The 23,521-nt window shown below is 40.3% G+C and carries 20 protein-coding genes and 1 pseudogene; 20 read left to right on the top strand and 1 reads right to left on the bottom strand.

The annotated features are described in order from the left end of the window. Nucleotides 1–6 precede the first annotated feature (6 nt). From tssF to urtE, 11 genes and pseudogenes are all read left to right on the top strand, one after another. Nucleotides 7–1,814: pseudogene (gene tssF, locus RJ01_RS13410) on the top strand (type VI secretion system baseplate subunit TssF). Then, a complete protein-coding gene (gene tssG / locus RJ01_RS13405; protein ID WP_034171455.1) occupies nt 1,778–2,773 on the top strand; it encodes a type VI secretion system baseplate subunit TssG in 996 nt (331 codons plus the stop codon). Before tssF ends, tssG begins: the two are co-directional and overlap by 37 nt. Next, complete coding sequence (locus RJ01_RS13400; RefSeq protein ID WP_034171454.1) at nt 2,770–4,239, top strand: hypothetical protein; 1,470 nt, start codon at nt 2,770–2,772, stop codon at nt 4,237–4,239. The genes tssG and RJ01_RS13400 overlap by 4 nt, the downstream gene beginning before the upstream one ends. 33 nt (nt 4,240–4,272) lie before the next feature. Next, nucleotides 4,273–8,112 carry a type VI secretion system membrane subunit TssM gene (gene tssM / locus RJ01_RS13395; RefSeq protein WP_034171453.1) on the top strand — a complete coding sequence of 1,280 codons (3,840 nt, stop codon included), beginning with the start codon at nt 4,273–4,275 and terminating at the stop codon, nt 8,110–8,112. 42 nt (nt 8,113–8,154) lie between these two features. After that, nucleotides 8,155–9,114: a type VI secretion system-associated protein TagF gene (gene tagF, locus RJ01_RS13390; protein ID WP_034171452.1), complete on the top strand. Its 960-nt coding sequence runs from the start codon at nt 8,155–8,157 to the stop codon at nt 9,112–9,114. 1 nt (nt 9,115) lies between these two features. Then, entirely contained in the window at nt 9,116–9,883 is a 768-nt protein-coding gene (locus RJ01_RS13385) for an OmpA family protein (protein WP_034171451.1), read from the top strand. Between the two features lie 450 nt (nt 9,884–10,333). Continuing rightward, nucleotides 10,334–11,572, top strand: a complete 1,239-nt coding sequence (gene urtA / locus RJ01_RS13380; protein ID WP_376738170.1) for an urea ABC transporter substrate-binding protein — start codon at nt 10,334–10,336, stop codon at nt 11,570–11,572. 94 nt (nt 11,573–11,666) lie between these two features. Then, nucleotides 11,667–13,304, top strand: a complete 1,638-nt coding sequence (urtB, locus tag RJ01_RS13375; protein WP_034171449.1) for an urea ABC transporter permease subunit UrtB — start codon at nt 11,667–11,669, stop codon at nt 13,302–13,304. Nucleotides 13,305–13,308: 4 nt separating this feature from the next. Further along, on the top strand, nt 13,309–14,382 hold the full coding sequence (urtC, locus tag RJ01_RS13370) for an urea ABC transporter permease subunit UrtC (RefSeq protein ID WP_034171448.1): 1,074 nt from the start codon (nt 13,309–13,311) through the stop codon (nt 14,380–14,382). Then, the gene (gene urtD / locus RJ01_RS13365) at nt 14,379–15,197 is read left to right on the top strand and encodes an urea ABC transporter ATP-binding protein UrtD (protein WP_034171447.1); all 819 of its coding nucleotides are present in this window, start codon (nt 14,379–14,381) and stop codon (nt 15,195–15,197) included. Before urtC ends, urtD begins: the two co-directional genes overlap by 4 nt. Nucleotides 15,198–15,208: 11 nt before the next feature. Further along, complete coding sequence (gene urtE / locus RJ01_RS13360; RefSeq protein ID WP_034171446.1) at nt 15,209–15,907, top strand: urea ABC transporter ATP-binding subunit UrtE; 699 nt, start codon at nt 15,209–15,211, stop codon at nt 15,905–15,907. A gap of 126 nt (nt 15,908–16,033) precedes the next feature. Here urtE and RJ01_RS13355 read toward each other — a convergent pair whose 3' ends face one another. Then, on the bottom strand, nt 16,034–16,735 hold the full coding sequence (locus tag RJ01_RS13355; RefSeq protein ID WP_052209103.1) for a hypothetical protein: 702 nt from the start codon (nt 16,733–16,735) through the stop codon (nt 16,034–16,036). A 269-nt stretch (nt 16,736–17,004) separates the two neighbouring features. Between RJ01_RS13355 and ureE the strand changes: the two genes are divergently transcribed. The 9 genes from ureE to RJ01_RS15655 all read left to right on the top strand — a co-directional run bounded on the left by ureE (nt 17,005) and on the right by RJ01_RS15655 (nt 23,301). Continuing rightward, a complete protein-coding gene (gene ureE, locus RJ01_RS13350; RefSeq protein WP_034171445.1) occupies nt 17,005–17,487 on the top strand; it encodes an urease accessory protein UreE in 483 nt (160 codons plus the stop codon). After that, nucleotides 17,474–18,139, top strand: a complete 666-nt coding sequence (locus tag RJ01_RS13345; protein ID WP_004785865.1) for an urease accessory protein UreF — start codon at nt 17,474–17,476, stop codon at nt 18,137–18,139. Before ureE ends, RJ01_RS13345 begins: the two co-directional genes overlap by 14 nt. A gap of 81 nt (nt 18,140–18,220) precedes the next feature. Further along, nucleotides 18,221–18,835, top strand: a complete 615-nt coding sequence (gene ureG, locus RJ01_RS13340) for an urease accessory protein UreG (protein WP_034171444.1) — start codon at nt 18,221–18,223, stop codon at nt 18,833–18,835. 13 nt (nt 18,836–18,848) lie between these two features. After that, nucleotides 18,849–19,415, top strand: a complete 567-nt coding sequence (locus RJ01_RS13335) for a HupE/UreJ family protein (protein WP_034171443.1) — start codon at nt 18,849–18,851, stop codon at nt 19,413–19,415. Nucleotides 19,416–19,458: 43 nt separating this feature from the next. Further along, a complete protein-coding gene (locus RJ01_RS13330) occupies nt 19,459–20,334 on the top strand; it encodes an urease accessory protein UreD (protein ID WP_034171442.1) in 876 nt (291 codons plus the stop codon). 160 nt (nt 20,335–20,494) lie between these two features. Next, nucleotides 20,495–20,797, top strand: coding sequence for an urease subunit gamma (ureA, locus tag RJ01_RS13325; RefSeq protein WP_004785859.1), 303 nt, complete (start codon nt 20,495–20,497; stop codon nt 20,795–20,797). 9 nt (nt 20,798–20,806) lie between these two features. Continuing rightward, nucleotides 20,807–21,118 carry an urease subunit beta gene (locus RJ01_RS13320; RefSeq protein WP_005235571.1) on the top strand — a complete coding sequence of 104 codons (312 nt, stop codon included), beginning with the start codon at nt 20,807–20,809 and terminating at the stop codon, nt 21,116–21,118. 33 nt (nt 21,119–21,151) lie between these two features. Next, nucleotides 21,152–22,852 carry an urease subunit alpha gene (gene ureC, locus RJ01_RS13315; RefSeq protein WP_034171441.1) on the top strand — a complete coding sequence of 567 codons (1,701 nt, stop codon included), beginning with the start codon at nt 21,152–21,154 and terminating at the stop codon, nt 22,850–22,852. Between the two features lie 107 nt (nt 22,853–22,959). After that, nucleotides 22,960–23,301 (top strand): hypothetical protein, encoded by a 342-nt coding sequence (locus RJ01_RS15655; RefSeq protein WP_052209102.1) that lies wholly within the window; start codon nt 22,960–22,962, stop codon nt 23,299–23,301. Nucleotides 23,302–23,521: the final 220 nt, after the last annotated feature.

Below are 23,521 nucleotides of genomic sequence, written 5' to 3'. Positions count from 1 at the left end.
CTGCATGTGATTGAAGATTTACTACCATATTATGAAAAGCAGTTACAGGAGTTTAGCCAGCAATCACGAGAGTTTGCTACTAAATATCCTAAAATTGCGCAACGCTTATCTTTAAATCAAGAACATATTGATGATCCACATATTGAACGGCTGATACAGGCATTTTCGCTGATTTCCGCACGTATTGATAAAAAGCTGACTGACAGTTATGAAATCTTTACACGCTCAATTTTTGAGGTGATGTTTCCACAATATCTAAAAACTTTTCCTGCCTGTTCACTCGTCAGCTTCGAAGATAGCAATAAGACAAAGAACTTAAAAGAAGACTATATAATTCCGAAAAATACAGTCTTAAAGGCGCGCAGTATTCGTGGTGTCCAGTGTGAATACCATACCGTGAATGATGTCACTTTATTACCAATTCAGTTGAAAGAAGTGAGCTTTAAAACGCATCCTTCTGCCTATATTCATTTGAATCGTAATGCCACACTTATTATAAAATTTGAAATATTTAATCAGCAACTTGAACTATTAGCCCGACAAAAATTGTCTTTATATCTGGATGCGATTTCTAATTTTCCCTTACAGGTTCTCGATACGATTTTTAAGTCTGACACCCATTTTTCTTTAAAATATCAGAATCACGAAGTTGATATTGCTCGTCCATTTGAAGTGATGGGTTTTACTGAGAAGGAAAGTATTCTTCCGATTGATCAACATACACATCAAGCTTATCGTCTGCTGACTGAATATTTCTGTTTTCCAGAAAAATTTAATTTTTTAAATCTCAATTTAAATTTTTTAAAATCTGTGATGGAAGATATTACAGATTTCGAATTGCAGATTCATTTTAAGATAGACCTGAATGATCAAGCGGTCATCCGAAATTATGCAGAGTTAAATAGTGCAAACTTCAAGCTGTTTAGCACACCAATCGTCAATTTGTTTGAAAAACAGGCTGAACCTCAAAAAATTGATCATCAACAACTCGAATATCCTTTAATCAGTGATGCTCATCATCCTGAATATTTTCAGGTTTACGGCATTACTGAGATGAATCTCTTAAGAGAAAAAGTGACAAAAATCAACTGATTTATAAAGTATTGCCATTTTTTGCCATGAGTCATTCTCATCAGGAGAACCAACAGTTTTTCTATCAGCTTTTACCAGCAGCGAATAAAAATAACAGTATTGATTTTAAATACTCGATTATTTCCAAGAATTTAAAACCGGGAACGACAACTTCTGATTTTATTAGTGTACGTTTACTATGTACTAATAGGGATCTGCCTTATCAAAGTTATCATCAGGATCAAAACAGTTTATCTCTCAATGAAAATCATCTGGTACGGAAAGGTAAATTATTAAAACGGCCGAACTTACCTTATCGTTTTCAGCAAAAACAGCTAGAACAATGGCGAATCATTTCTCATCTGTCTTTGAATAATTTGTCTCTGATGAAAGGGGATTCAGTTAGTCATATGAAAGAGCTGTTTGAGCTTTATAACTTACCGCAAACGAAAGAAAATCAGCACATTATTAATTCAATTCAGGCGATTGAGTTTTCCTTGGGACAACAGCTGATTGATCATCATCCATTTCCACTGTTTGTTCGAGGGGTTAAAGTCGAGATCCAGCTAGATACCCAAGTTTTTCGGGGTACAAGTATTTATATTTTTGCCCAGATTCTAAATCATATTTTTAATTTAAAAGTTCAGATGAATAGTTATGTGGAGATGACTGTGCTGGACTCAGAATCAAAACAGGAGTTATACCAATGCGTGCAGAACGTTGGTGGCAAGAGACTTCTGTAATTGATCAGCTCTATCAGCGACCGACTGCATTTGAACTGGTTCAGGCAACGCGGTTACTACGACATGATCCTCAGCAGCAAAATCAACAAAAATGGAATAATACTTTTTATTTCTTAAGTTCATTGAATTTGAATTTTCCAGTATCTGAAATTGAATCACTTCAGCTCGACGATGAACGGGTACAAATCACTAATCTAATGGTGGGGCTGACAGGGATTCAAGGGGTATTACCTTATACCTACACCCATAAAGTCAGACATGCAGCACGCCAACAGCATGAACAAAGTCTGTATTTTTTAGGGCTGTTTAATAACAAACTCACTGTGCAATATATAGATGCCTGCCTGAACTACAACCTGCCTGTGCGGTATGAAATTGAACAGGATAATCACTACTTAAAAATTTTACATGCCTTGAATGGTTATGTGGAAGAGCAACAAGACCAACAGTACATAGATGATTATTTTGCTGAATTTGCAGGCTTGATGCAGGGACAAAATAATAGTGAATATGCTTTGAAAACCATTCTGTCCTGTATTTTTCAATTTGATTTTGAAATCAAGCAGCTGATGCCAGAGCAATTCCATTTAGATGATCAGCAGAAAAGTCCTTTGAGTGAAGCTCGACCAGTTGTACTCGGCATAAATAGCTTTTGTGGTGAAAATATTACTCAAATAGATGAAAAAATTGAAATTATAATTGGTCCTTTACGCCGGAAGGATTATCTAAATTTCTTAGCCCAAGGGAAATATAGCCTTAAATTACAAAAAATTATCAATACTTGGTGCAGTCCGACTATGCAAGTCGATATTCGACTGATTCTGGATAAACAAGATCTTTTATCTATAGAGCTTGGTAAAGACAGTTCAATGACATTGGGTCAAGGGGCCTTCATCCTGCCTAAACAGGATGAACATAATAATGAAACGTGTTATTGCTTAAAGGGGAGCATGGCATGATCAAATTTATCATTTCTGCTTTTCTGGTCCTTACTATTTTAATTGGCACTTTAGTGATCTATTACTGGCGAGATAGCAACTATGATCCATCCCAAATGGATCTGATCTGGTCTTTTATCTTGTTACCAATTTCACTTTGTCTACTAATTCTAAGCCCTTATTTTATTTATAAAACTATTCAATATTTCCGCAACAAAAAACTGCAGCAACAAAAAGATCAGGAATTATTTATTTTAATACAGCAAAAAGAAAAACAAGCTGTGAATTTAGCTAAGCAAACAGCCCAGCATTACACTTTGAACATTTTATCCAGCGCTGCTTGGCATTGTTTTGGAGAAAATGAAGAAATCATACAGTTTATGCAGCAGTTTAGAAGCCCTGAACTGGATTTCCAACTGAGCAATAATTATGGCTTGCCACTTTTATCTTATCGTATTACAGCACTCGATCAGTGGCTGAAAAAAACTCAAAATGATGATGAAGATCAATCTTTAATTTTGACTACACGTGAACGGCGAATACAGCAGTTAATTTGGCAGCAACTACAGCAGCATGAACATAGCTTGCAAGGGATTTCCCAGCAGTTAAAACGTTCTGCACTTTTTTATGAGAGTGACTTTGCCTACCAATACCGTATGCATCGCGGATGGGATCCAGAAAATCTTCCTGAAAATGTCGAAGAGGAAGAGGAAGAGGAGATTACTCAGAAAGAGATAGAAACTGTAGTACGTTTAAATCGTCTCAATGTTTATATCTTATTAGCAGAAAATCTGATTCACACTTGGGATGATCAGGTTTTTCAAACTCAACTTTTACAGCAGTTAGAAGATGATTACTCATTCCGGGCAGATCATCTGCATATTGAATTCTATTATTTCAGCCAACCAAAGGCTTATGCTTCTTATATTGAACTTTTACAAGAGATCGCGCAGCAGCCTGAACAAGCAAACCTAATTATTATGGTGGATTCTGAAATCGATCAGGACTGGCTAGATGAACAACTTTGGCAAAATGAGCAATATATTGCTTCAGAATATGCAGCCAGTTGGTGCTTAACTGCTGAACAGGTCGTTCTTGAGGTAGTTCCTGTATTACAAAAAATAAAAATAAGCACTCAGATCAAAGAATTAAAAATTTATTTTATTGAGCAGCAGCTAGATTTAACTGGCCAGATCGAAAAAGAACAGGCCTTTGTATTGCTCTTAGATGAAACAAAAAAATCCAAAAACCTTCATCAATTGCAGCAAACTTTTATTCCAATTGGAGTTCATCCTGAATTTTTTATTTATATTCAATCTTTTATAGGAAATACGCAATGTTTAGGACATATTTTTGGGATGATGCTAGTGACACAAATGCGGGACAATATCATAACGATAACCTATAGCTTGGAACAAGAAAACATATATATTTGTTGTGAAAATAAAGATTTAGAAAAAATTGAAGCAACAGCTTTAGTCGCATAAATAACTAAAAATATAGAATAATTAGAGATTATAGTGAATACATTAATTTATACGATCCTAGGTTATGTCTGGCAATATGTCACTCATCCTAAAGTGATCATGGCCCTATCTTTCTTAGTTGTTCTGATTTCAATGAAGAATACGGTATCTGATCGGATCTTCTGGAGTCTGGCAGCTATTTATATTGCTGTTCTGGTTGGCTGGGGAATTTATGAGCTGATTCAACGTTATCGCCATGGCAAAAAGGGTAAGGCGCTAGCTGAGGCCATGTCTAAAAATGCTGAAGCAGAAAATAAATATAAAAATAAGGAAGAACTGCAACTGATTAATCAGCAAATGAAGCAGTCAATCCAACTTCTCCGAAAATCTAAATTGGGGGATCGTAAAGGCAATGCAGCCCTTTATGAATTGCCTTGGTATATGGTCATTGGCAATCCGGCAGCAGGAAAAAGTTCAGCGATTTATCATTCTGGATTAAATTTCCCGTTTGAAGAAACCCATCGTAAAACGGTGTCTGCTGGTTTAAGTGGTACACGAAACTGTGACTGGTTTCTCTCTACAGACGGTGTTTTACTGGATACAGCCGGACGTTATTCAGTATATAGCGAAGATCATTCCGAATGGCTAGGTTTTCTCAATATTCTAAAAAAGAGTCGTTCCAAAGCACCAATTAATGGGCTAATTGTCATTGTCAGTATTGCTGAGCTGGTGAGCCAGAGCCCAGATAAATCAATTCAACTAGCAAAAAAATTGCGTGCCCGGATTCAGGACTTGACTGAACGTTTAGAAGTTGTGACACCCGTGTATCTGATCTTTTCTAAAATGGATCTGATTGCTGGCTTTACTGAATTTTTTGATTGTTATAGCGAGCATGAGTTCAATCAGACCTGGGGTGCTACCTTAGCCTACGATCCTCAGTCCAGTGAGAATGCGGTTCAGCTCTTTGAAAAGCATTATAATATTTTATATGACGGTCTAAAAAATGTCAGTCATACCCATTTGTCTCGTCGTCATTCTCAATATATTTCACCAAGTGTGATGACTTTTCCGCTTGAGTTTAAAAGTTTAAAACCGGTATTAAGAACCTTTATTTCAGCCCTATTTCAGGAAAATCCTTACCAGTTTAAACCAGTATTTCGTGGCTTTTACTTTACTAGTGCCCTGCAGGAAGGAACAATTGAAAGCCCAAAAACCGAACAGATTGCTGAAGATTTTCACCTGATTCGAAGTGAAGATGCTGAATTTGGTCTACCTACACGATCGATATCTCAAGATCATGGATATTTTCTAAAAAATCTGTTTTCAGAAGTGATTTTAAAAGATAAAAATCTGGTTAAACAACAGATTAACCCGCTGCGTAAACGTCAGCGTTTTATCGGGTTTATAGGCACTCTGCTGACAGTTGCGATTGTACTCAGTTTATGGATCTGGTCATATCGTAATAACCAGCAACTAATGAGCGAAATCCAGAATGATTTAAATAAAGTTGTGCAGCTGCAACAGCAATCTGGTCATGAACTCTCGACCCAATTGGATGCTTTATTGATTTTGCAAGATCATTTACAACAATTGGATCAATATGAACAGCAGCTTCCATTCAAATACAGTTTTGGACTCTATCAAGGTGATCAAATTCGGGAACAGCTCGAAACTGAATATTTAAAAGGAATAGAGCTGTTGGTATTGCAACCCACACAACAAAATATTGCTCAATACTTACAACAGCTCAAATTAAATGAAGCTCATCTGAAAGCCAATTATATCAATGTACCTGTACAGCAGAATGTTCAAGTGCAACAAGTGATATCAGAACCGTCTGAGCAGAATCCGCAAGATGCTTATAATGCCTTGAAAACTTACTTGATGCTGAGTAATCGGCAGTATATCGAAGCGGGACATCTGAGTGATCAGGTCACCCGTTTCTGGCGTTCCTGGTTGGACACTCATCGTGGTGAGATGTCTCGTGCCGAGATGATTCAGAAAGCTGAAGAGCTATTAAGTTATGTCATGACCTTAACCAATCGCCAGCATTTCCCTCAATTAGATTCTGATGTGGTGTTGGTCGAGCAAAGCCGTCAGATTTTAACCGCGATTACAACAGGCGTTTCGGCACGAGATCGCGTCTATAACGAGATAAAAATGCGTGCTTCTGTGCGTTACCCCACTTTGACATTGAAACAGATCCTAGAACAAGATACTCAATCCACGATGTTAGGTAGTTATGCCATACCCGGTTTTTTTAGCTATCAAGCCTGGAACGAGTATGTACAACCTGCAATTGAAAAGGCGGCACAAAATCCGACCGAGAGTAAAGACTGGGTACTGAATGTCTCAAAATCTGATGATCTCAGTTTTAGTGGCAGTCCGGATCAAATCCGTAAACAGCTCACAGAGATGTATAAAAAAGAATATATTGCCGAATGGCGTAAGTTCCTGAATGGTATTCATTATGCTAAAGCAGCAGACATGAACCAGCAAATCCGCCAAATGGATATTCTGGGAGAAACAGAACATTCTCTAATCCGAATCTTATTGCAACGTGTTGCCAAAGAAACCAGTTGGGATAATCCAATGGTTCAAGCGGAATTAGCGACGCCACAAAAAGGTTTCATGGCCTGGTTTAAACGAAAAATTTTAAGACATGATGAGAAAAATCTGGCACAAAATGCAGCTACTCATTTGTCTCAAGGCATAATTGCCCAAGATTTTCAGGTGCTATACCAAATTGTCCGCCAGCGAGATGACCTGCAAAATAAATCATTACTAGATGAATATCTTGCGTTACTGGGCAAGATGCGTAGCCAGTTCAATGACCTGAAAAGTTCTGGTGATATTGGTCCAGCAAGTATGGCTATACTACGACAAACGATTCATGAGCAGAATTCTACCTTTAATTTAAGCCAGAAATTTGTCACTGAAAAAATGTCGGCAGGAAGCCAGGAACTCGATCAGCAAATCCTACAAAAGATTTTAGTCGCACCACTGACACAGGCCTTTTCGAGTCTGATTCCACCAGCACAGGCTGAAATCAATAAGTTATGGCAGATTCACGCTTATCAGCCATTTAGCAGTAGTCTTGCACATAAATACCCTTTTAGCAGCCAAGCCAGCTTGCAAGCAACAACGGCCGAGATTAACCAGATTTTTGGTGAAAATGGCAGTATTGCCCGCTTTGTAAAAGAATATCTGGATCCTTTAGTAATTCGTCGTGGCTATCAGCTGACTTCTAAAACCTGGCAGGATTTAGGTGTCGGTTTGAATCCTGCTTTTGTGTCAAATTTTCAAAATTATGTTGCACCTGTACATGGGGTCGCTACAGGTGAATTAAACCAAAGTTCGAATAGAGCAATCTCTTCAAATCAGTCAAATTTCCAGTTCTATCCTTTGGAAAATCCGAATGTATTGTCCTATAACATTGAGATTGATGGACAGCGTATGCAGTTTGAAAACGGCATTCAACAATGGGTGAATTTTATCTGGCCAAATCCCGGAACAATTCCAGGTGCACGGATTAGCGTAGTCGATCTTGAAGGGAAGACCCATACCATTTTTGATGAGCCAGGTGAATATGGGATTAATCGGTTAATTGATTCAGCGCAGCGGCAGCAAAAAGGGAATATTTTTGAAATGGTTTGGCAGAGCAAAGCGCAGCCGAACCTAGCAGTAAAAGTTAATTTCCGTCTGGTCAGTGGAGATACTTCTAGTTCGATTGCAGGAGGTGCGGGGTATCACAATTTACAGCTGGTTGATCAGGTCATGTCAAACAAGGCGGTTCGAGTGGTTGCTGCACAGTCGGCAACTAACAATGGTCAGTTAACGTCATCTTTAACGATGGCAACTAGCCAGCAAAAGTTAGAGGCAACTGCACCATGATGTGGATCAATTTATGGGAGCAGAATTTTGAGGTGAGTGGCGATGTATAAACTATCGACCCAGCCTTTTTATTATGGAAAATGCCCAGCTCATGGTGACTTCTTAAAATCCCAAGGCCAGCATGGGCTGATTCAATCTATAGACCGTTGGATCAGTAAAGCGCTTGAATATGCGATGCAGTCTAACAATTTCAAGCAGTATTATATCAAATTGCCATCTTTAGATTTTTTCCTAGTCAATCTTCAGGTAGGTCAGTTTTTGGTGGCAAACCTGATCAGCAGTGAAGATTATTCAGGCCGTCATTTTCCAATGGTTTTAGGACAAGTTATTGAAACGGATCAGCCTCATGAAAACCTGATGTATTTACATTACCGGTTTAAACCGATGCTGATCGAGCTTTATCAGCGTAATCTGGTGATACGCTCGATTCAGAGTCCAGATATTTTATTGGATAAATTAAGTAAATTATCAGATCAAAGTTCGGTATATAGTGCTGAAGATGTTCAGCATTTTTATGATACGCAGACATTGAATTCGCTGGCTAGGCTCATGGGGGGTACAGTATATGAACTGGTACAAACACTGATTGCACTCGGATTATTACTGCAACCCATTATTCAGCAGGGTACAGACCGGTTAAATAAAATTCTGATTTTACCTATTCATAACGTGCCCTATTGCTATGAAATCGCTGCATTCTGGATCAATCTGATTAGCCTGTTTATACAGAAACAGTCTAGTCATTTATTTATTGGATTGTTGCATGCAGATCAACCGGTTTTATTATGTGGCTTCCAAGGTACTGATAGTATAGCTTTAGGTGATATTTTTAATCAAAATATGCAGAGTCAGCATTGGGTGTCCTTGGTGCACGCGGATTGGATTGATCCTTATTTAGAACAAAATGCGGGACTGGCAGTGCTAGAACAAATACTGAATCAGCAACGGATGAGCCTGACTAATATTATTCAAATTTTTAAACAAACATTTATTGAAGAATAAGATGAAAAAAAAGAACTATATCGACCCAATAAAAATACTAATAAGTGTCTTAGGGCTAAGTACAAGCTTTATGATTTTTGCTCAACCGATTGTGATTGAAGGGGCAGTGCCAAATGAAAAAATAAAGGCTGAGATTTTGGCTAAAGCTTATAGCATCTATGGACAGCAAAATGTGGTGGATCAGATTCAGGTTCGCCAGGTTACAACACCGAGTGACTGGATAAATACAGTAACGAAAGTGATTAATGATGATCTTAAAAAGGTGAAACAGGGCAATTTAACGGTAAAAGGAACAGAGATTAAGCTGACAGGAAAATTGTCCAACTCTGAAGATTTACAAACAACTCAAGTTAAACTTCAAGGTTTGATACCAGTAAATTTTCGCTTAAATACCCAGTTTTCACTGAATCAGGCAGAACAGCAGATTATTGATGCTGCATTAAAAAATCGTATTATTGAATTTGAATCTGGTAGTGCAATTTTAGCGACATCAGGGGTGCAGATTTTAGATGAGATGGCAGTTGTATTGAAACGTGTGCGTGGAAAAAAGGTCAAGATTTTAGGGCATACAGACAGTTCTGGAGATGCTGATAAAAATATCATCTTGAGTCAGCAACGTGCAGATGCGGTTAAAACTTATCTAATTCATAAGAATATTCCGGCTGAATCTTTAAGCACTGAAGGCCTTGGTTCGAATAAACCAGTTGCTGATAACACAACTTCCGAAGGGCGTAAAAAAAATCGCAGAATTGAGTTTGAGGTGCTTTAATAAGGAGAGTGAGTAGTCAAAAAATTTAAAAATATGAACGGATTTTTAGAGTAACCCAAAAAGTTATGCTTAAAAAAGAAACAATATGGAGTTTTAAAATTTAGAAATGAACTCAAGGTTAGAAAACGCATCATTAATAAGCATTATTGAAATTTAAGTTTGAAAAGTCTGCACTTTTTTGAGGTTTTATAGTCTAATTAATTGATTTTCAGCCTCAGACTTTATTTTCTATTTTAGGGCAACATGTATTTATTGGTGCAAAATTTAATCTCTATTTTTATTCGAAGTAGATAATCATAATGAAATTCAGTGGTTTAAAATTATAAATTAAAAGTGGCACAGTATTTGAATAGCTTCTCTCAAATTTTCTAAAAAAGCCTAACTAGGGTTGGAGAGAAGTAAATGAAAGTCGAACAAAAAAAGTTTTCTAAAAATTTAATTGTTGCTGCGATGTTGGGGACACTGACTTTAACAGGTTGTTCGAAGTCGCCTGAAGATAAAACGGCTGCTACCTCTGAGCCGGAAGCAGCTGCAACTAGTGGGGAAACGATTAAAGTTGGTATTTTGCATTCTTTATCTGGCACGATGGCCATTTCTGAAACTTCATTAAAAGATACAGCAATGATGGCGATTAATGAAATCAATGCCAATGGGGGTGTCTTAGGTAAAAAGCTTGAACCGGTTATCGTTGATCCAGCATCTGACTGGCCACTATTTGCTGAAAAAGCACGTCAGCTCATCACTCAGGATAAAGTTGCTGTTATCTTTGGTTGCTGGACTTCAGTATCGCGTAAATCGGTATTGCCAGTGGTTGAAGAGTTAAACGGCTTACTGTTCTATCCAGTCCAATACGAAGGTCAGGAACAGTCTAAAAATATTTTCTACACTGGTGCTGCACCTAACCAGCAAGCAATTCCAGCTGTTGAGTATTTGATGAGTGAAGAAGGTGGTAAAGCAGAACGCTTTGTCTTACTAGGTACCGACTATGTTTACCCACGTACCACCAACAAAATTCTCCGTGCTTTCCTGAAATCTAAAGGCGTTGCTGATGCTGACATCATGGAAGAGTACACACCATTTGGTCATAGTAACTATCAAACCATTGTGGGCAATGTGAAAAAATTTGCTGCAGGTAAAAAGACTGCGGTGATCTCAACCATCAACGGCGATTCAAACGTACCGTTCTATCGTGAATTGGGTAACCAGGGCATTAAAGCTTCTGATATTCCGGTTATGGCATTCTCTGTAGGTGAAGAAGAGCTTCGCGGTATTGATACCAAGCCATTGGTCGGTCATTTAGCGGCATGGAACTACTTCATGTCCGTGAAAAATCCTAAAAATACCGAATTCAGCGGTAAGATGAAACAGTATGCCGTGGAATACAAACTGCCAAATGCAGACAAGTTTGTGACCAATGACCCGATGGAAGCGACTTATGTCGGTATCAATATGTGGAAACAGGCGGTAGAAAAAGCCGGTTCTACTGAGGTAGATAAAGTTCGTGAAGCAATGGCAGGTCAGACCTTTGATGCACCATCTGGTTATCAGTTACAAATGGATGCTAACAACCATCATTTACATAAACCGGTGATGATTGGTCAGATTCGTGGCGATGGTCAGTTTGATGTGGTTTATAAGACACCGAAAACCATTGCTGCTGAGCCATGGAGCCCATACATTCCTAAATAATTTTCTCCGAAGCCTGCTGCTTCGGCAGTAGGCCTTTCTTGTTTTTCATTTCCCAGAAGGGATAGCGTTAAATATATAAATAGGGAGGGCACTCATGTCCACTCGCCTAAATCTCGCGGCCATTTTTTTAATTTTGAGTCAGTGTTTTTGTCTAAATATTGTGCATGCGGAAACTCAATCTAGCGAAACAACCGTATCGCAATCATCTCAACAGTCACTTGATGCCATTCAGCAGTTTGTTCGTGGGGACTTTGCCACTCGTCGTGCATTATTAAATCAGTGGCCAGCCAGTGTTGAACAACTTGATCAGCTGGCAGAATTTGTTGAAAAAGATCAGCTTTATACTGACAGTGCAGGCAATACTTATATTCTGGAAGCAGAAGACAAATTGGTCAGCTATCCGGATAAAAAAGCCGTTGAAACCTGGCCATCTGATGTAACGCAAATTACGTTGGTAAATACCTTACATAAAGCACTGACCTTCGGTTTAGCAAAAAAGAAATTAAATTCAGACGAAGCCTCTCAGCGACTTGAGGCGATTGATATTCTGGAAAACAACTTGTCTGAACTTGATGCTCAAGCCATCAATCAGATGTATTTAAATGAAAAAAATAATACGGTTAAATCACGTTTTGCCCAGTTAAAAGCACGTCTGGATTATCAGTCTGAAGATGTGCTAACCAAAATAGAAGCGGCAAAAGTTTTAAAAGACTCCAATAGACCAGATGTTCTTGTACTGGTTGAAAATGAACTGACTCAGCCAAATCTGCATCCGGATTTAAAAGCAGCGCTGGTCGATGCCAGAAGTAGTATCAAAACCCGAATTCAGGCCAGTGAATGGACTGGACATGTATTTTCCGGTTTAAGTACTGCCAGTATTTTATTGCTTGCGGCTTTAGGATTAGCCATTACATATGGTTTGCTTGGCGTCATTAATATGGCACATGGCGAGCTGATCATGATCGGGGCGTATACCACTTATGTAGTGCAAAGTTTCTTTAAATCCCATTTTAGTGGTTTGGTAGATTGGTATCTGATCGCAGCGATTCCTGCGGCATTCATTGTCAGTGCAGTGATTGGCATGCTGATCGAACGTACCGTGATTCGTCCTTTATATGGCCGTCAACTGGAAACCTTATTGGCCACCTTTGGCGTGAGCCTGATCCTGATGCAAGTGGTGCGGATGATCTTTGGGGCACAAAATGTCGAAGTGTCCAATATTTCATGGCTTTCAGGCGGGATCTCGATTACTCCAAGCCTGATGCTACCTTATAACCGTATCGCAATTATTGTCTTTACTATTGCTGTCTTACTGTTGCTGGTTTATCTACTCAATAAAACCCGTTTTGGTTTATTTGTCCGTGCCGTAACGCAAAATCGTCAAATGGCTCGTGCTGTCGGTATACGATCCAGCCGAATTGACATGATGGCATTTGGTCTAGGTTCAGGTCTTGCCGGTCTTGCCGGTTGTGCCTTGGCGCAAGTGGGTAATGTGGGGCCAGATTTGGGCCAGAACTATATTATTGATGCTTTCCTTGTGGTTGTTGTTGGTGGGGTTGGTCAAGTCTGGGGTGCAGTTCTTGCCGCTTTGGGACTAGGTGTCAGTGGTACCGTACTGGAAATTGGTATGGGTGCAGTATTGGCGAAAATTATTCTCTTGGTTCTTGTGATTTTGTTTATTCAGAAACGTCCACAAGGTTTGTTTGCCATTAAAGGACGCTTTGTGGAGTAAGCCTATGAAAATCACATCATTACTTTCAGATAAACCTTATAGCACACTCGCAATTGCGATCTGTTTTGTTATTTTACTGGCCTTGCCATGGCTGCATTTATTGCCAGCAGATTCAAGCCTGCATCTGTCTGCTTATTGGGTCACTTTGATCGGCAAGATCATGTGCTTGGCATTGGTGGCTTTAGCACTTGATCTGGTCTGGGGCTATGCCGGTATTTTAAGTTTAGGTCATGGCCTGTACTTTGCCTTGGGTGGTTATGCCTTTGGGATGTATCTAATGCGTCAATCAGCAGGTGATGGTTTGCCTGACTTTATGCGTTTTCTGAGCTGGACTGAGTTACCCTGGTTTTGGGTGGGAACTAATCATTTCTGGTGGGCCATGATACTTGTGGTTCTGATACCAGGACTGATTGCTTTTATTTTCGGCTTCTTTGCTTTCCGCTCCAAAATCAAAGGCGTTTACTTTTCGATTATTACTCAGGCAATGACCTTTGCGGCAGCGCTTTTATTCTTCCGTAATGAAACAGGCTTTGGCGGGAATAACGGATTTACCGGTTTCAAAACCATTTTAGGCATGGACATTACCTCAGCACCGATGCGTGCCAGCCTATGTTTTATCACGGCTCTGGTGTTATTGCTGTGCTTTGTTGGTCTACGCCATTTAATGAATAAACCTTATGGTCGTGTGCTTGGCGCAATTCGTGATAGTGAAAATCGTCTGCAATATTTGGGTTACCGTACGCTTTGGTACAAGCTGTCAGCCTGGGTATTATCTGCTGTGATTGCAGGTATCGCTGGCGCATTGTATGTACCACAAGCCGGGATTATTAATCCAAGCGAAATGAATCCAGTAAACTCGATTGAAATGGCAGTCTGGGTGGCGGCTGGCGGTCGCGGTACCTTGATTGGGCCGATCCTGGGTGCAGGTTTAATTAATGCGGTTAAAACTTACTTTACTGTGGCGTATCCAGAAGCATGGTTATTAATTCTGGGGACATTATTTATTGTGGTCACCATCTTCCTGCCTAAAGGTGTGATTGGTTTATTCGACCGTTTTAAAAAGGAGCGTAGCGAATGAGTGAAATTTTACAACCTCATGGCGGCCATGCTTCTGAAGGCTATGGTCGGCCAAAAGAGCAAGGGCCAGATTTTAGCCATGGGATCGCACTTTATCTGGAAAAAGTCAGTGTCTGGTTTGATGCTTTCCGTGCCTTAAATGATTTATCGCTGTATATCGAAGAAGGTGAATTGCGCTGCATCATTGGACCAAACGGCGCGGGTAAAACTACGTTGATGGATGTCATTACTGGGAAAACCCGTCCTACTGAAGGTTCTGCATTTTTTGGCCAAACCTATAATCTGGCGAAAATGAGTACTGAAGAAATTGCCGAAGCTGGCATCGGGCGTAAATTCCAGAAACCAACGGTGTTTGAAAATTTTACCGTGATGGAAAATCTGCTCTTGGCTGCACCTAAAGATAAACGGGTGAAAAAAAGTTTTTTCAGCAAGCTCGATCCGGATGCACAAAATGCCTTGGATGAATCCTTACAGCAGATCCGCTTGCAGGAATTTATTCACAAACCTGCAGGGCTTTTATCTCACGGCCAGAAACAATGGTTGGAAATTGGCATGCTGCTGATGCAACGTCCAAAACTGATTTTACTGGATGAACCAGTGGCAGGGATGACTGATGCTGAAACTGAACGGACTGCTGAACTGTGTCTGGAACTGAAAAAGAATCATACCCTGGTAGTCGTCGAACACGATATGAGCTTCATCGATACTATTAGTGAGAAAGTCACGGTGCTGGCACAAGGGGCGATTCTGGCTGAAGGTACATTGGCAGAAGTACAGGCCAATGAAGATGTTATTGAAAAGTATCTTGGACGTTAAGGGGCTGACTGATGCTAGAAGTTAAAGAGGTAAATCAGTTTTATGGCGGTAGTCACATTTTACGTAATGTGTCTTTCAATGCGCCTGTTGGTGAGTGCTCAGTGGTACTAGGTCGTAACGGCGTTGGTAAAACGACACTACTTAAATGTCTGATGGGAATTTTGCCCATCAAATCAGGTCAGATTCTTTTAGATGGCAAAGATATTGCCAAACTGAGTCCTGAACAGCGGGTTCGGGCAGGTTTGGCCTATGTGCCACAAGGTCGGGATATCTTTTCGACTTTAACTGTTGAAGAAAATATTCTGATTGGCATGGCGAAATTTAAAGGAACCAAAACTCGTAAAGTACCGGAACATCTCTATGAGATTTTTCCGGTATTAGAGGAAATGAAATATCGACGCGGTGGTGACTTATCCGGTGGCCAGCAACAACAACTGGCGATTGCCCGCGCATTGGCATCTGAACCGCGTGTGCTCATTTTGGATGAACCGACTGAGGGGATTCAGCCATCTATCATTAAAGATATTGGTCGGGTAATTCGTAAACTGGCTGATGGCGGTGAAATGGCGATTGTTCTGGTAGAACAGTTCTATGACTTTGCTGAAGAACTGGCAGATGGTTATACGGTTATGGCACGTGGACAAGTGATTGCTCAGGGTGTTGGAAGTGAAATGCCAGAAAGAGGGATTCGGGATCTGGTGGCGATTTAATTTTTTCTAGCTCAAATCCTCTCTTGCAAAAATTTAAACATTTATATTTTAGATTTGATCAGGAGAGGGATTGTCTATTCATGATTATTTTTCTACTTTTAAATAAGTCCCTTCAGATGAGACATTTTAGCCAAAACCACAATCAGGACTTATGCCTGACTGTTTTACAAGAATCTGTTGTCCATATTTTTTATCAAAATTAAAAGCTAAATCAATTTTACAATCTTCAGTTTTATATGTTGTTTTTTTCTGATCCAGAGCCATGTAAGTGATAAATTCGCCCATATTTGGACCAGAAATCAATCCTCGATAACGAAAGTATAATCCTTCATAACTAATTTCATAGTAACTTTGGTTTTTCGTTACTGTAATGGTATCCCAGAAGCCAAAACGATTACTGCGAATATACTGACCACTTAAACTATGAGATGCTTTGGGCGTAGGTGATTTACTTAAGTTAAACTGGCTCGATGTTGCTTCTGGATTAAGTAAGAACCAGGCACGAGCCCAAAGTGGTTTTCCTAACTTGGCATAAGTCAAACCCACATTATTATTGGCTATAACAACATCCTGTTCAGATAGTTTCATCCTACTATCTTCTTGATTTAATAAACAGAAAGATGTCCAAGAGGCTTGATCTTGAAATTGATCAAGAGCTTTTTTATATTGTTTTTGATCATAATATTTTTTGCCTAACAAGCCATAAGCTTTGACTTTATTACAGCCACCTCGAATTTCTTGTTCAATTGAAAAATCGGCATGTCCCAATGGTAGTAAAAAAATTAAAAGTGCTAAAACAGAAAAATTTTTAATCATTTTATTGGTCATATTTATGTTTGTGATTTTTGAACTATAACGGAATTTAAAGCCTTATTTAAATTTTTCAAACTAATCCTGTTAAAGCTGATCTCAATCCTTGAGATAACATTTATTTTATGCAATGGGTATCACAAAACGAAATTAACAGAGATGAATAAATAACTAAAATCCAAGTTGGCACGATAACTGCTTTATTTTGATGCAAATTTTAAATGCTAAAAAATATTTGGTTTCAATTTGGAACAAATACAGGATTTATCAGCATCAGTAGGGTAGTTATGAAAATTTATACGCAACGTTTGGAAAACATTGCACCAGAAAGTGATTTTGAGTCTCTTGAACTCACATTCGATACACGACAAAAGAGCCGTTTTCGTGCAACTTTAAAAAATGGTGTCGATATTGGTGCAGATTTACCACGTACTGGAATCTTGCGTAGTGGTTCTTTTATAGCAACTGAACAGGGTGACATTCTTCGGGTCGATGCGAAACCTGAAAAATTGATGCAGGTGACTACAAACAATAGCTTTGATTTATTAAAAGCAGCCTATCACCTAGGGAACCGTCATGTTCCTCTCATGTTAACACCTACTGCATTGTACTTTGAACCGGATCATGTACTGGCTGAAATGGTGCAGGGTTTAGGCCTTGAAGTTCAGGAAGTCATGTACCCATTTGAACCAGAAAGCGGTGCTTATGCACAGCATCAGCATGACCACCGTTTAAGCCCAATCAAGGCTTTACATCATGTCCATCACTAATGCATCTCAGCTACTCAGCTTGCTGACTCTATCTTCAACGGCATTGCCAATTGGAGCGTACTGTTATTCGCAAGGGGTGGAAAGTGCGATTGAAAAAGGCATGGTACATGATGAAGCCTCTTGTGTGAGCTACTTCCAGGAAGTATTGGAAATGCTGCTGGTGCGTTTTGAGCTTCCAGTACTCAAGCGTCTGGTAGAGACTTTTGATGATGCAGAACAGTTTCAGTATTGGGCAGAACTGTATCGAGCCAGCCGAGAATCCAAAGAATTACTGGCTGAATCTCAGCAGTTGGCATTTTCCTTGAATGCATGGATTAGAGATGTTTTAAAACAGTCCCCGAGCGTAAAAAAGCAATTAGGGTTTGTGCCGGTATATGCACATTTATGTGGTGAACTGGGTTTAGATCTTGCAGATGTATTAACTGCTTATAGCTTTACAGTTTTGGAAAATCAGGTGCTGGCAGCAGTAAAAACCATCCCACTCGGGCAAATGAGTGGGCAGCGGATTATTTGGCAATTACATCAGGAAATTCCTGAAGCTGTACAGGCAGCACTAGCTTTGGACGATCATGAAATCAGCAGCGCATTACCGCAATATGCCATGTTGAGTATGTCGCACGAAACCCAGTATTCACGCTTATTCCGGTCTTAGTTTTCAGATTAGAACAGCAGTAAAAAATTTGAAAAGCATCATTAAAACTGATGCCCAGAAAATGTAATAAAGGAAATCAACATGTCAGAACGTAGTCCATTACGCGTTGGAATTGGTGGTCCGGTTGGATCAGGTAAAACTGCTTTAACCCTGAATTTATGTCTTGCACTGCGTGAAAAATACAATATGGCAGTGGTGACCAATGACATCTACACCAAAGAAGACTCGAACTTTTTAACCCGGCATGAAGCGATGTCGCCTGACCGCATTGTCGGTGTAGAAACAGGCGGCTGCCCACATACTGCGATTCGTGAAGATGCGTCCATTAACTTGGCTGCGATTGATGATTTGTGTGAAAAGTTTGATGGGCTGGAGCTGATCATTATTGAAAGTGGTGGCGATAACCTTGCGGCAACCTTTAGCCCGGAATTATCTGATCTCACTTTATACGTGATCGATGTTGCCGGTGGCGAGAAAATTCCACGTAAAGGCGGTCCCGGTATTACCAAGTCGGATCTGCTGATTATCAATAAAACGGATTTGGCGCCAATGGTCGGTGCCAGCCTGGAGGTGATGGATCAGGATACGAAGCGGATGCGTGGCGATAAACCATTTTTATTTTCTAATATGAAAACACAAGATGGCTTGAACGAGATTATCAGCTTTATTGAAAAACAAGGTTTATTTAAGTCTTAAGGGGAAATTCATCATGCGTCTATTCAAACAGTTACTGGTTGCAGGTATTGCTGCTTTACCTATGTTGGCAATGGCTCACGCGGGACATGACCATCACAGTGGATTCTGGTCTGGCTTTGTCCATCCTTTTACCGGTTTAGATCACCTGATGATGGCGATTGCCTTTGGTGTACTGATGTGGACTGCAAATCAACGCTGGAAAATTTCGGGTCTCATCGGTCTGGCAGTAGCGATGGTTGCAGGCTTTGTACTCGGTAGCAAGGGTCTGCTTTCAACTTCACTGGCTGAGTCAGGCATCATCGCTTCATTGGTCATTTTAGCTGTTGCGCTGTGGACTAAATCGAATAAGGTTTTGCCTGTCGCTGCAATCTTATTGGCCAGCTTCCACGGCGTGGCGCATGGAAGTGAATTGGGACAAGGCGGACATGTATCCCTATTAATTGTTGGCATGGTTTCAGCAATGGCTTTGATTTATGGCGCAGGCTTGGCTCTGGGTGCATTCGTAAAAAAATATGTGCCTTATGGCAAGCAGATCGTTGGTGGTCTAGCTGCAGTTGTTGCTGTCATTGGCCTGGCTTAATGCCTGGAAAATCATTTTCAGATGAAATTGAGTTGATTTGTTGATGCATGAACTGGCAGAAAAAAGCACACAGCAGAACTTATGGTATGCACGTCTGGAAATGGGATTTCAGGCGCAGCAACAGACTACGCGAACCATTTTGCAGCACCGCAAGCATCATGGTCCGGTACGCATCCAGAAAATGTTATGGCCTGAATCTAACGGAATCTGTCATGCCATTATCGTGCATCCGCCAGCAGGGATTGCCGGTGGAGATCATCTCACTTTTGATATGCAGGTAGATGCCAATGCTCATGCCTTGGTGACCACACCAGGCGCAGGTAAATGGTACAGAACCAATGGCAAGCAGGCTTTTCAGCATATTCACATCCGTTTAAATGACAATGCGATTTTTGAATGGCTACCTCAAGAAACCATGCTATTTGATGGGGCTAATGCCAGTTCCGAAACAATCTTCCATTTAGATGCGGCAGCCAGTTTTATCGGTTGGGATATGCTGGTGATCGGCCGTCAGGCACGAGATGAACAGTTTGCACAGGGGGCTTATCAAAACCGTTTTCAACTTTGGCGCAAAGACAAATTGCTGGTTGCAGATACCTTGAATTTTAAAGGCAATGACCGCTGGCTCAGTTCGTGTCTAGGCATGAATGGACATGCGGTGATGGGCAGCTTCTGGGCTGTACCGCCTGAAAAATATCGCGTGAATTTTTATCTGGAACAGCATCTCGATTTGATTCGTGAGCTCATTATGCGGATGGATGTTCCGATTACCTTGACCTTGCTTGGCGATGTAGTTAGCGCACGTTTTCTGGGAGATGATGTTCGTCAATGCCATGATGGCTTTGCCGCGATTCGCGCTCGTTTAAGACGATATTGGTTCGATCTGGATGAAGCATTTCCGAGAATTTGGCGGACGTAATCCTTTAATTCTCTCTCATTATAGGAGAGGGTTAGGGAGAGGTGATTAAACATTTATTAAAACCCTCCCTCTAACTCCCTCCCAAAGGGAGAGAACACCAAATATCGAATCTTGCACATATTTTGCTTAGAAATACATATATATCAATGAGGAACCAGTTATGGAACTCAACCCTACAGAAAAAGATAAACTGCTGATTTTTACTGCGGGTCTGGTGGCAGAGCGTCGTAAAGCCCGAGGTTTAAAGTTGAACTATCCGGAAGCCATTGCCTATATTTCTGCGGCACTGCTTGAAGGTGCGCGTGATGGCATGACGGTCAGTGAATTAATGCATTACGGTACGACCTTATTGACACGTGATGATGTCATGGAAGGCATTCCGGAAATGATTGCAGAAGTGCAGGTTGAAGCAACCTTTCCAGATGGATCAAAGCTAGTCACTGTCCATCAACCGATCGTATAGGAGCAGTACATGATTCCAGGAGAAATTTTTACGCCTGAGAGCGATATTGAAATGAATGTCGGTCGGGAAGTTTTGAAGGTAACTGTTGCTAATATTGGTGATCGACCGATTCAGGTCGGATCACATTTCCATTTTGCCGAAGCGAATGATGCCTTGCAGTTTGATCGTGAACTAGCCAAAGGCTTTCGCTTAAATATTGCAGCGGGAACGGCGATTCGTTTTGAACCTGGGCAAAAACGCGATGTGGAATTGGTTGCATTAGCAGGTAAACGTGAGGTTTACGGTTTCGCCGGGCGAATCATGGGCAAGCTCGATTCATAAAAATTGCAGCAGAATTATAAAGGTTTATAAATCATGAAAATGTCACGTCGTGCTTATGCCGAAATGTTTGGACCGACTGTAGGAGATCGTGTTCGTCTAGCTGATACTGAATTATTCATTGAAGTCGAACAGGATTTCACCACTTATGGTGAAGAAGTTAAATTTGGTGGCGGCAAGGTCATTCGTGATGGTATGGGTCAATCACAACTTTTGTCATCCGAAGTAGCTGACACTGTCATTACAAATGCACTGATTGTTGACTGGTGGGGTATTGTAAAGGCCGATGTGGGCTTAAAAAATGGCCGAATCTGGAAAATCGGTAAAGCCGGTAACCCGGATATCCAGCCAAATATTACCATTCCATTGGGTGCTGCAACTGAAGTCATTGCTGGTGAAGGACAAATATTAACAGCTGGCGGAATTGATACCCATATTCACTGGATCTGCCCGCAGCAAGTTGAAACGGCACTGATGTCTGGCACAACCACGATGGTCGGTGGCGGTACGGGTCCGGCAGCTGGAACTTCTGCGACCACTGTAACTCCAGGACCTTGGCATATTGCCACTATGTTGCAAGCGATTGATGATTTACCGATGAATATTGGTTTATTAGGCAAAGGCAACTTAAGCCAGCCAGAGCCAATTGCAGAACAAATTAAAGCTGGTGTAGTTGGATTAAAACTGCATGAAGATTGGGGCTCGACACCAGCAGCGATTGATAACTGTCTGACTGTGGCCGATCAGTACGATGTGCAGGTTGCTATTCATACTGACACACTAAACGAAAGTGGCTTTCTGGAAGAAACTTTGGCAGCTTTTAAAAACCGAACCATTCATACCTATCATACTGAAGGTGCAGGTGGCGGACATGCTCCTGATATTCTAAAAGCCATTGGTCAACCGAATGTATTGCCATCTTCAACCAATCCAACCCGTCCATATACGGTAAATACCATTGATGAACATCTGGACATGTTGATGGTTTGTCATCATCTAGATCCAGCGATTGCAGAAGATGTGGCCTTTGCAGAAAGCCGTATTCGTCGCGAAACCATTGCTGCAGAAGATATATTGCAGGACATGGGCGCAATTGCCATGATGTCTTCTGACTCTCAGGCGATGGGCCGTGTGGGTGAAGTAATTTTACGAACTTGGCAAACGGCGCACAAAATGAAAGTGCAATGTGGGCCTTTGGAAGGTGATACTGCCTATAAAGACAATAACCGGGTTAAACGTTATATCGCCAAATATACGATTAATCCTGCAATTACTCACGGTTTAAGCCATGAAATCGGCTCTGTTGAAGAAGGTAAGTTAGCTGATCTGGTATTGTGGAAGCCTGCATTTTTTGGAGTAAAACCATCCATGATTATTAAAGGCGGGATGATTGCAGCAGCGCCAATGGGTGATATTAATGCTTCTATTCCAACGCCACAGCCTGTGCATTATCGTCCAATGTTTGGGGCTTATCCGCGCGGGGTACATAACACCTGTATTACATTCCTCTCACAAGTTGCAATTGATGATGGCGTACATGAAAAATTAGGTCTGAAAAAGTTGATTTCACCATGTAAGGCGACACGCCAGGTCACCAAACAGGATATGAAACATAATAGTTATTGCCCTGTAATGGAGGTGCATCCAGAAACTTATGAAGTTCGTGCCGATGGTGTGCATCTGACCTGTGAGCCAGCAGAAGTGTTGCCGATGGCGCAGCGGTACTTTTTGTTTTAATTGCTTCTAAAATCCCTCTCAAAAGAGGGATTTTTTTCAAAGTATATTTGAGTTATATAATTTAATCTTTAGTGTTAATTTATCAAGACTAAAAAAATGATTTTATTATGAACTTAGAAAAAATTTTACATGTACTTATGCAAGAAGTCTCAAGACCAGATTATTTAAGGCAATTTGAAAATATTAAATGTGATGATCAGTATTATTATCTCTATAAGCATTTAAGCTTTTATCCAAAGCTTCAAGTGTTAAATTTATTTAAAAAACTTCAATTAAAGTTTACCCATCCTGATAATTTTAATGATCCATATGATTGTATGGCATCTATTGAATTCAATAATGCGCCGAATGATGTTAAAGAAATTCTACATCAACATTTCTCTACAGTTATAAAAGTAAAACTGAGTGTAACTTGTTTTAATAATAATCCATTAGACTTCTTGCGTTAGTCAAAATTTAAACAGCCCAAAGCTACATTTTATAAGGTTTTAGCCAATTCAAAAATTAGGTAAAACGATACTTTCGCAAGAGATCTATTAAATATGCTTATGTGGTCTCATTATGCTCAAAGCCATAAAGGTTTTTTAGTTGAATTTAAAATCCCACATCCTAGGGCGTGTCCTCATTTGGCTTTACATCAAATAAACATGCAAGCAATGTAAATCATAG

The organism is Acinetobacter sp. YZS-X1-1, assembly GCF_000804305.1.
Taxonomy (GTDB): Bacteria; Pseudomonadota; Gammaproteobacteria; order Pseudomonadales; family Moraxellaceae; genus Acinetobacter; species Acinetobacter variabilis.
This window is presented reverse-complemented; position numbering and strand designations above follow the sequence as displayed.

Bases quoted from the DNA above. Each gene is read 5' to 3' on its own strand.
- tssG (WP_034171455.1), top strand. From the start codon at position 1,778: ATGCGTGCAGAACGTTGGTGGCAAGAGACTTCTGTAATTGATCAGCTC.
- RJ01_RS13400 (WP_034171454.1), top strand. From the start codon at position 2,770: ATGATCAAATTTATCATTTCTGCTTTTCTGGTCCTTACTATTTTAATT.
- tagF (WP_034171452.1), top strand. From the start codon at position 8,155: ATGTATAAACTATCGACCCAGCCTTTTTATTATGGAAAATGCCCAGCT.
- RJ01_RS13385 (WP_034171451.1), top strand. From the start codon at position 9,116: ATGAAAAAAAAGAACTATATCGACCCAATAAAAATACTAATAAGTGTC.
- urtA (WP_376738170.1), top strand. From the start codon at position 10,334: ATGTTGGGGACACTGACTTTAACAGGTTGTTCGAAGTCGCCTGAAGAT.
- urtB (WP_034171449.1), top strand. From the start codon at position 11,667: ATGTCCACTCGCCTAAATCTCGCGGCCATTTTTTTAATTTTGAGTCAG.
- urtC (WP_034171448.1), top strand. From the start codon at position 13,309: ATGAAAATCACATCATTACTTTCAGATAAACCTTATAGCACACTCGCA.
- urtD (WP_034171447.1), top strand. From the start codon at position 14,379: ATGAGTGAAATTTTACAACCTCATGGCGGCCATGCTTCTGAAGGCTAT.
- urtE (WP_034171446.1), top strand. From the start codon at position 15,209: ATGCTAGAAGTTAAAGAGGTAAATCAGTTTTATGGCGGTAGTCACATT.
- RJ01_RS13355 (WP_052209103.1), bottom strand. From the start codon at position 16,735: ATGACCAATAAAATGATTAAAAATTTTTCTGTTTTAGCACTTTTAATT.
- ureE (WP_034171445.1), top strand. From the start codon at position 17,005: ATGAAAATTTATACGCAACGTTTGGAAAACATTGCACCAGAAAGTGAT.
- RJ01_RS13345 (WP_004785865.1), top strand. From the start codon at position 17,474: ATGTCCATCACTAATGCATCTCAGCTACTCAGCTTGCTGACTCTATCT.
- ureG (WP_034171444.1), top strand. From the start codon at position 18,221: ATGTCAGAACGTAGTCCATTACGCGTTGGAATTGGTGGTCCGGTTGGA.
- RJ01_RS13335 (WP_034171443.1), top strand. From the start codon at position 18,849: ATGCGTCTATTCAAACAGTTACTGGTTGCAGGTATTGCTGCTTTACCT.
- RJ01_RS13330 (WP_034171442.1), top strand. From the start codon at position 19,459: ATGCATGAACTGGCAGAAAAAAGCACACAGCAGAACTTATGGTATGCA.
- ureA (WP_004785859.1), top strand. From the start codon at position 20,495: ATGGAACTCAACCCTACAGAAAAAGATAAACTGCTGATTTTTACTGCG.
- RJ01_RS13320 (WP_005235571.1), top strand. From the start codon at position 20,807: ATGATTCCAGGAGAAATTTTTACGCCTGAGAGCGATATTGAAATGAAT.
- ureC (WP_034171441.1), top strand. From the start codon at position 21,152: ATGAAAATGTCACGTCGTGCTTATGCCGAAATGTTTGGACCGACTGTA.
- RJ01_RS15655 (WP_052209102.1), top strand. From the start codon at position 22,960: ATGAACTTAGAAAAAATTTTACATGTACTTATGCAAGAAGTCTCAAGA.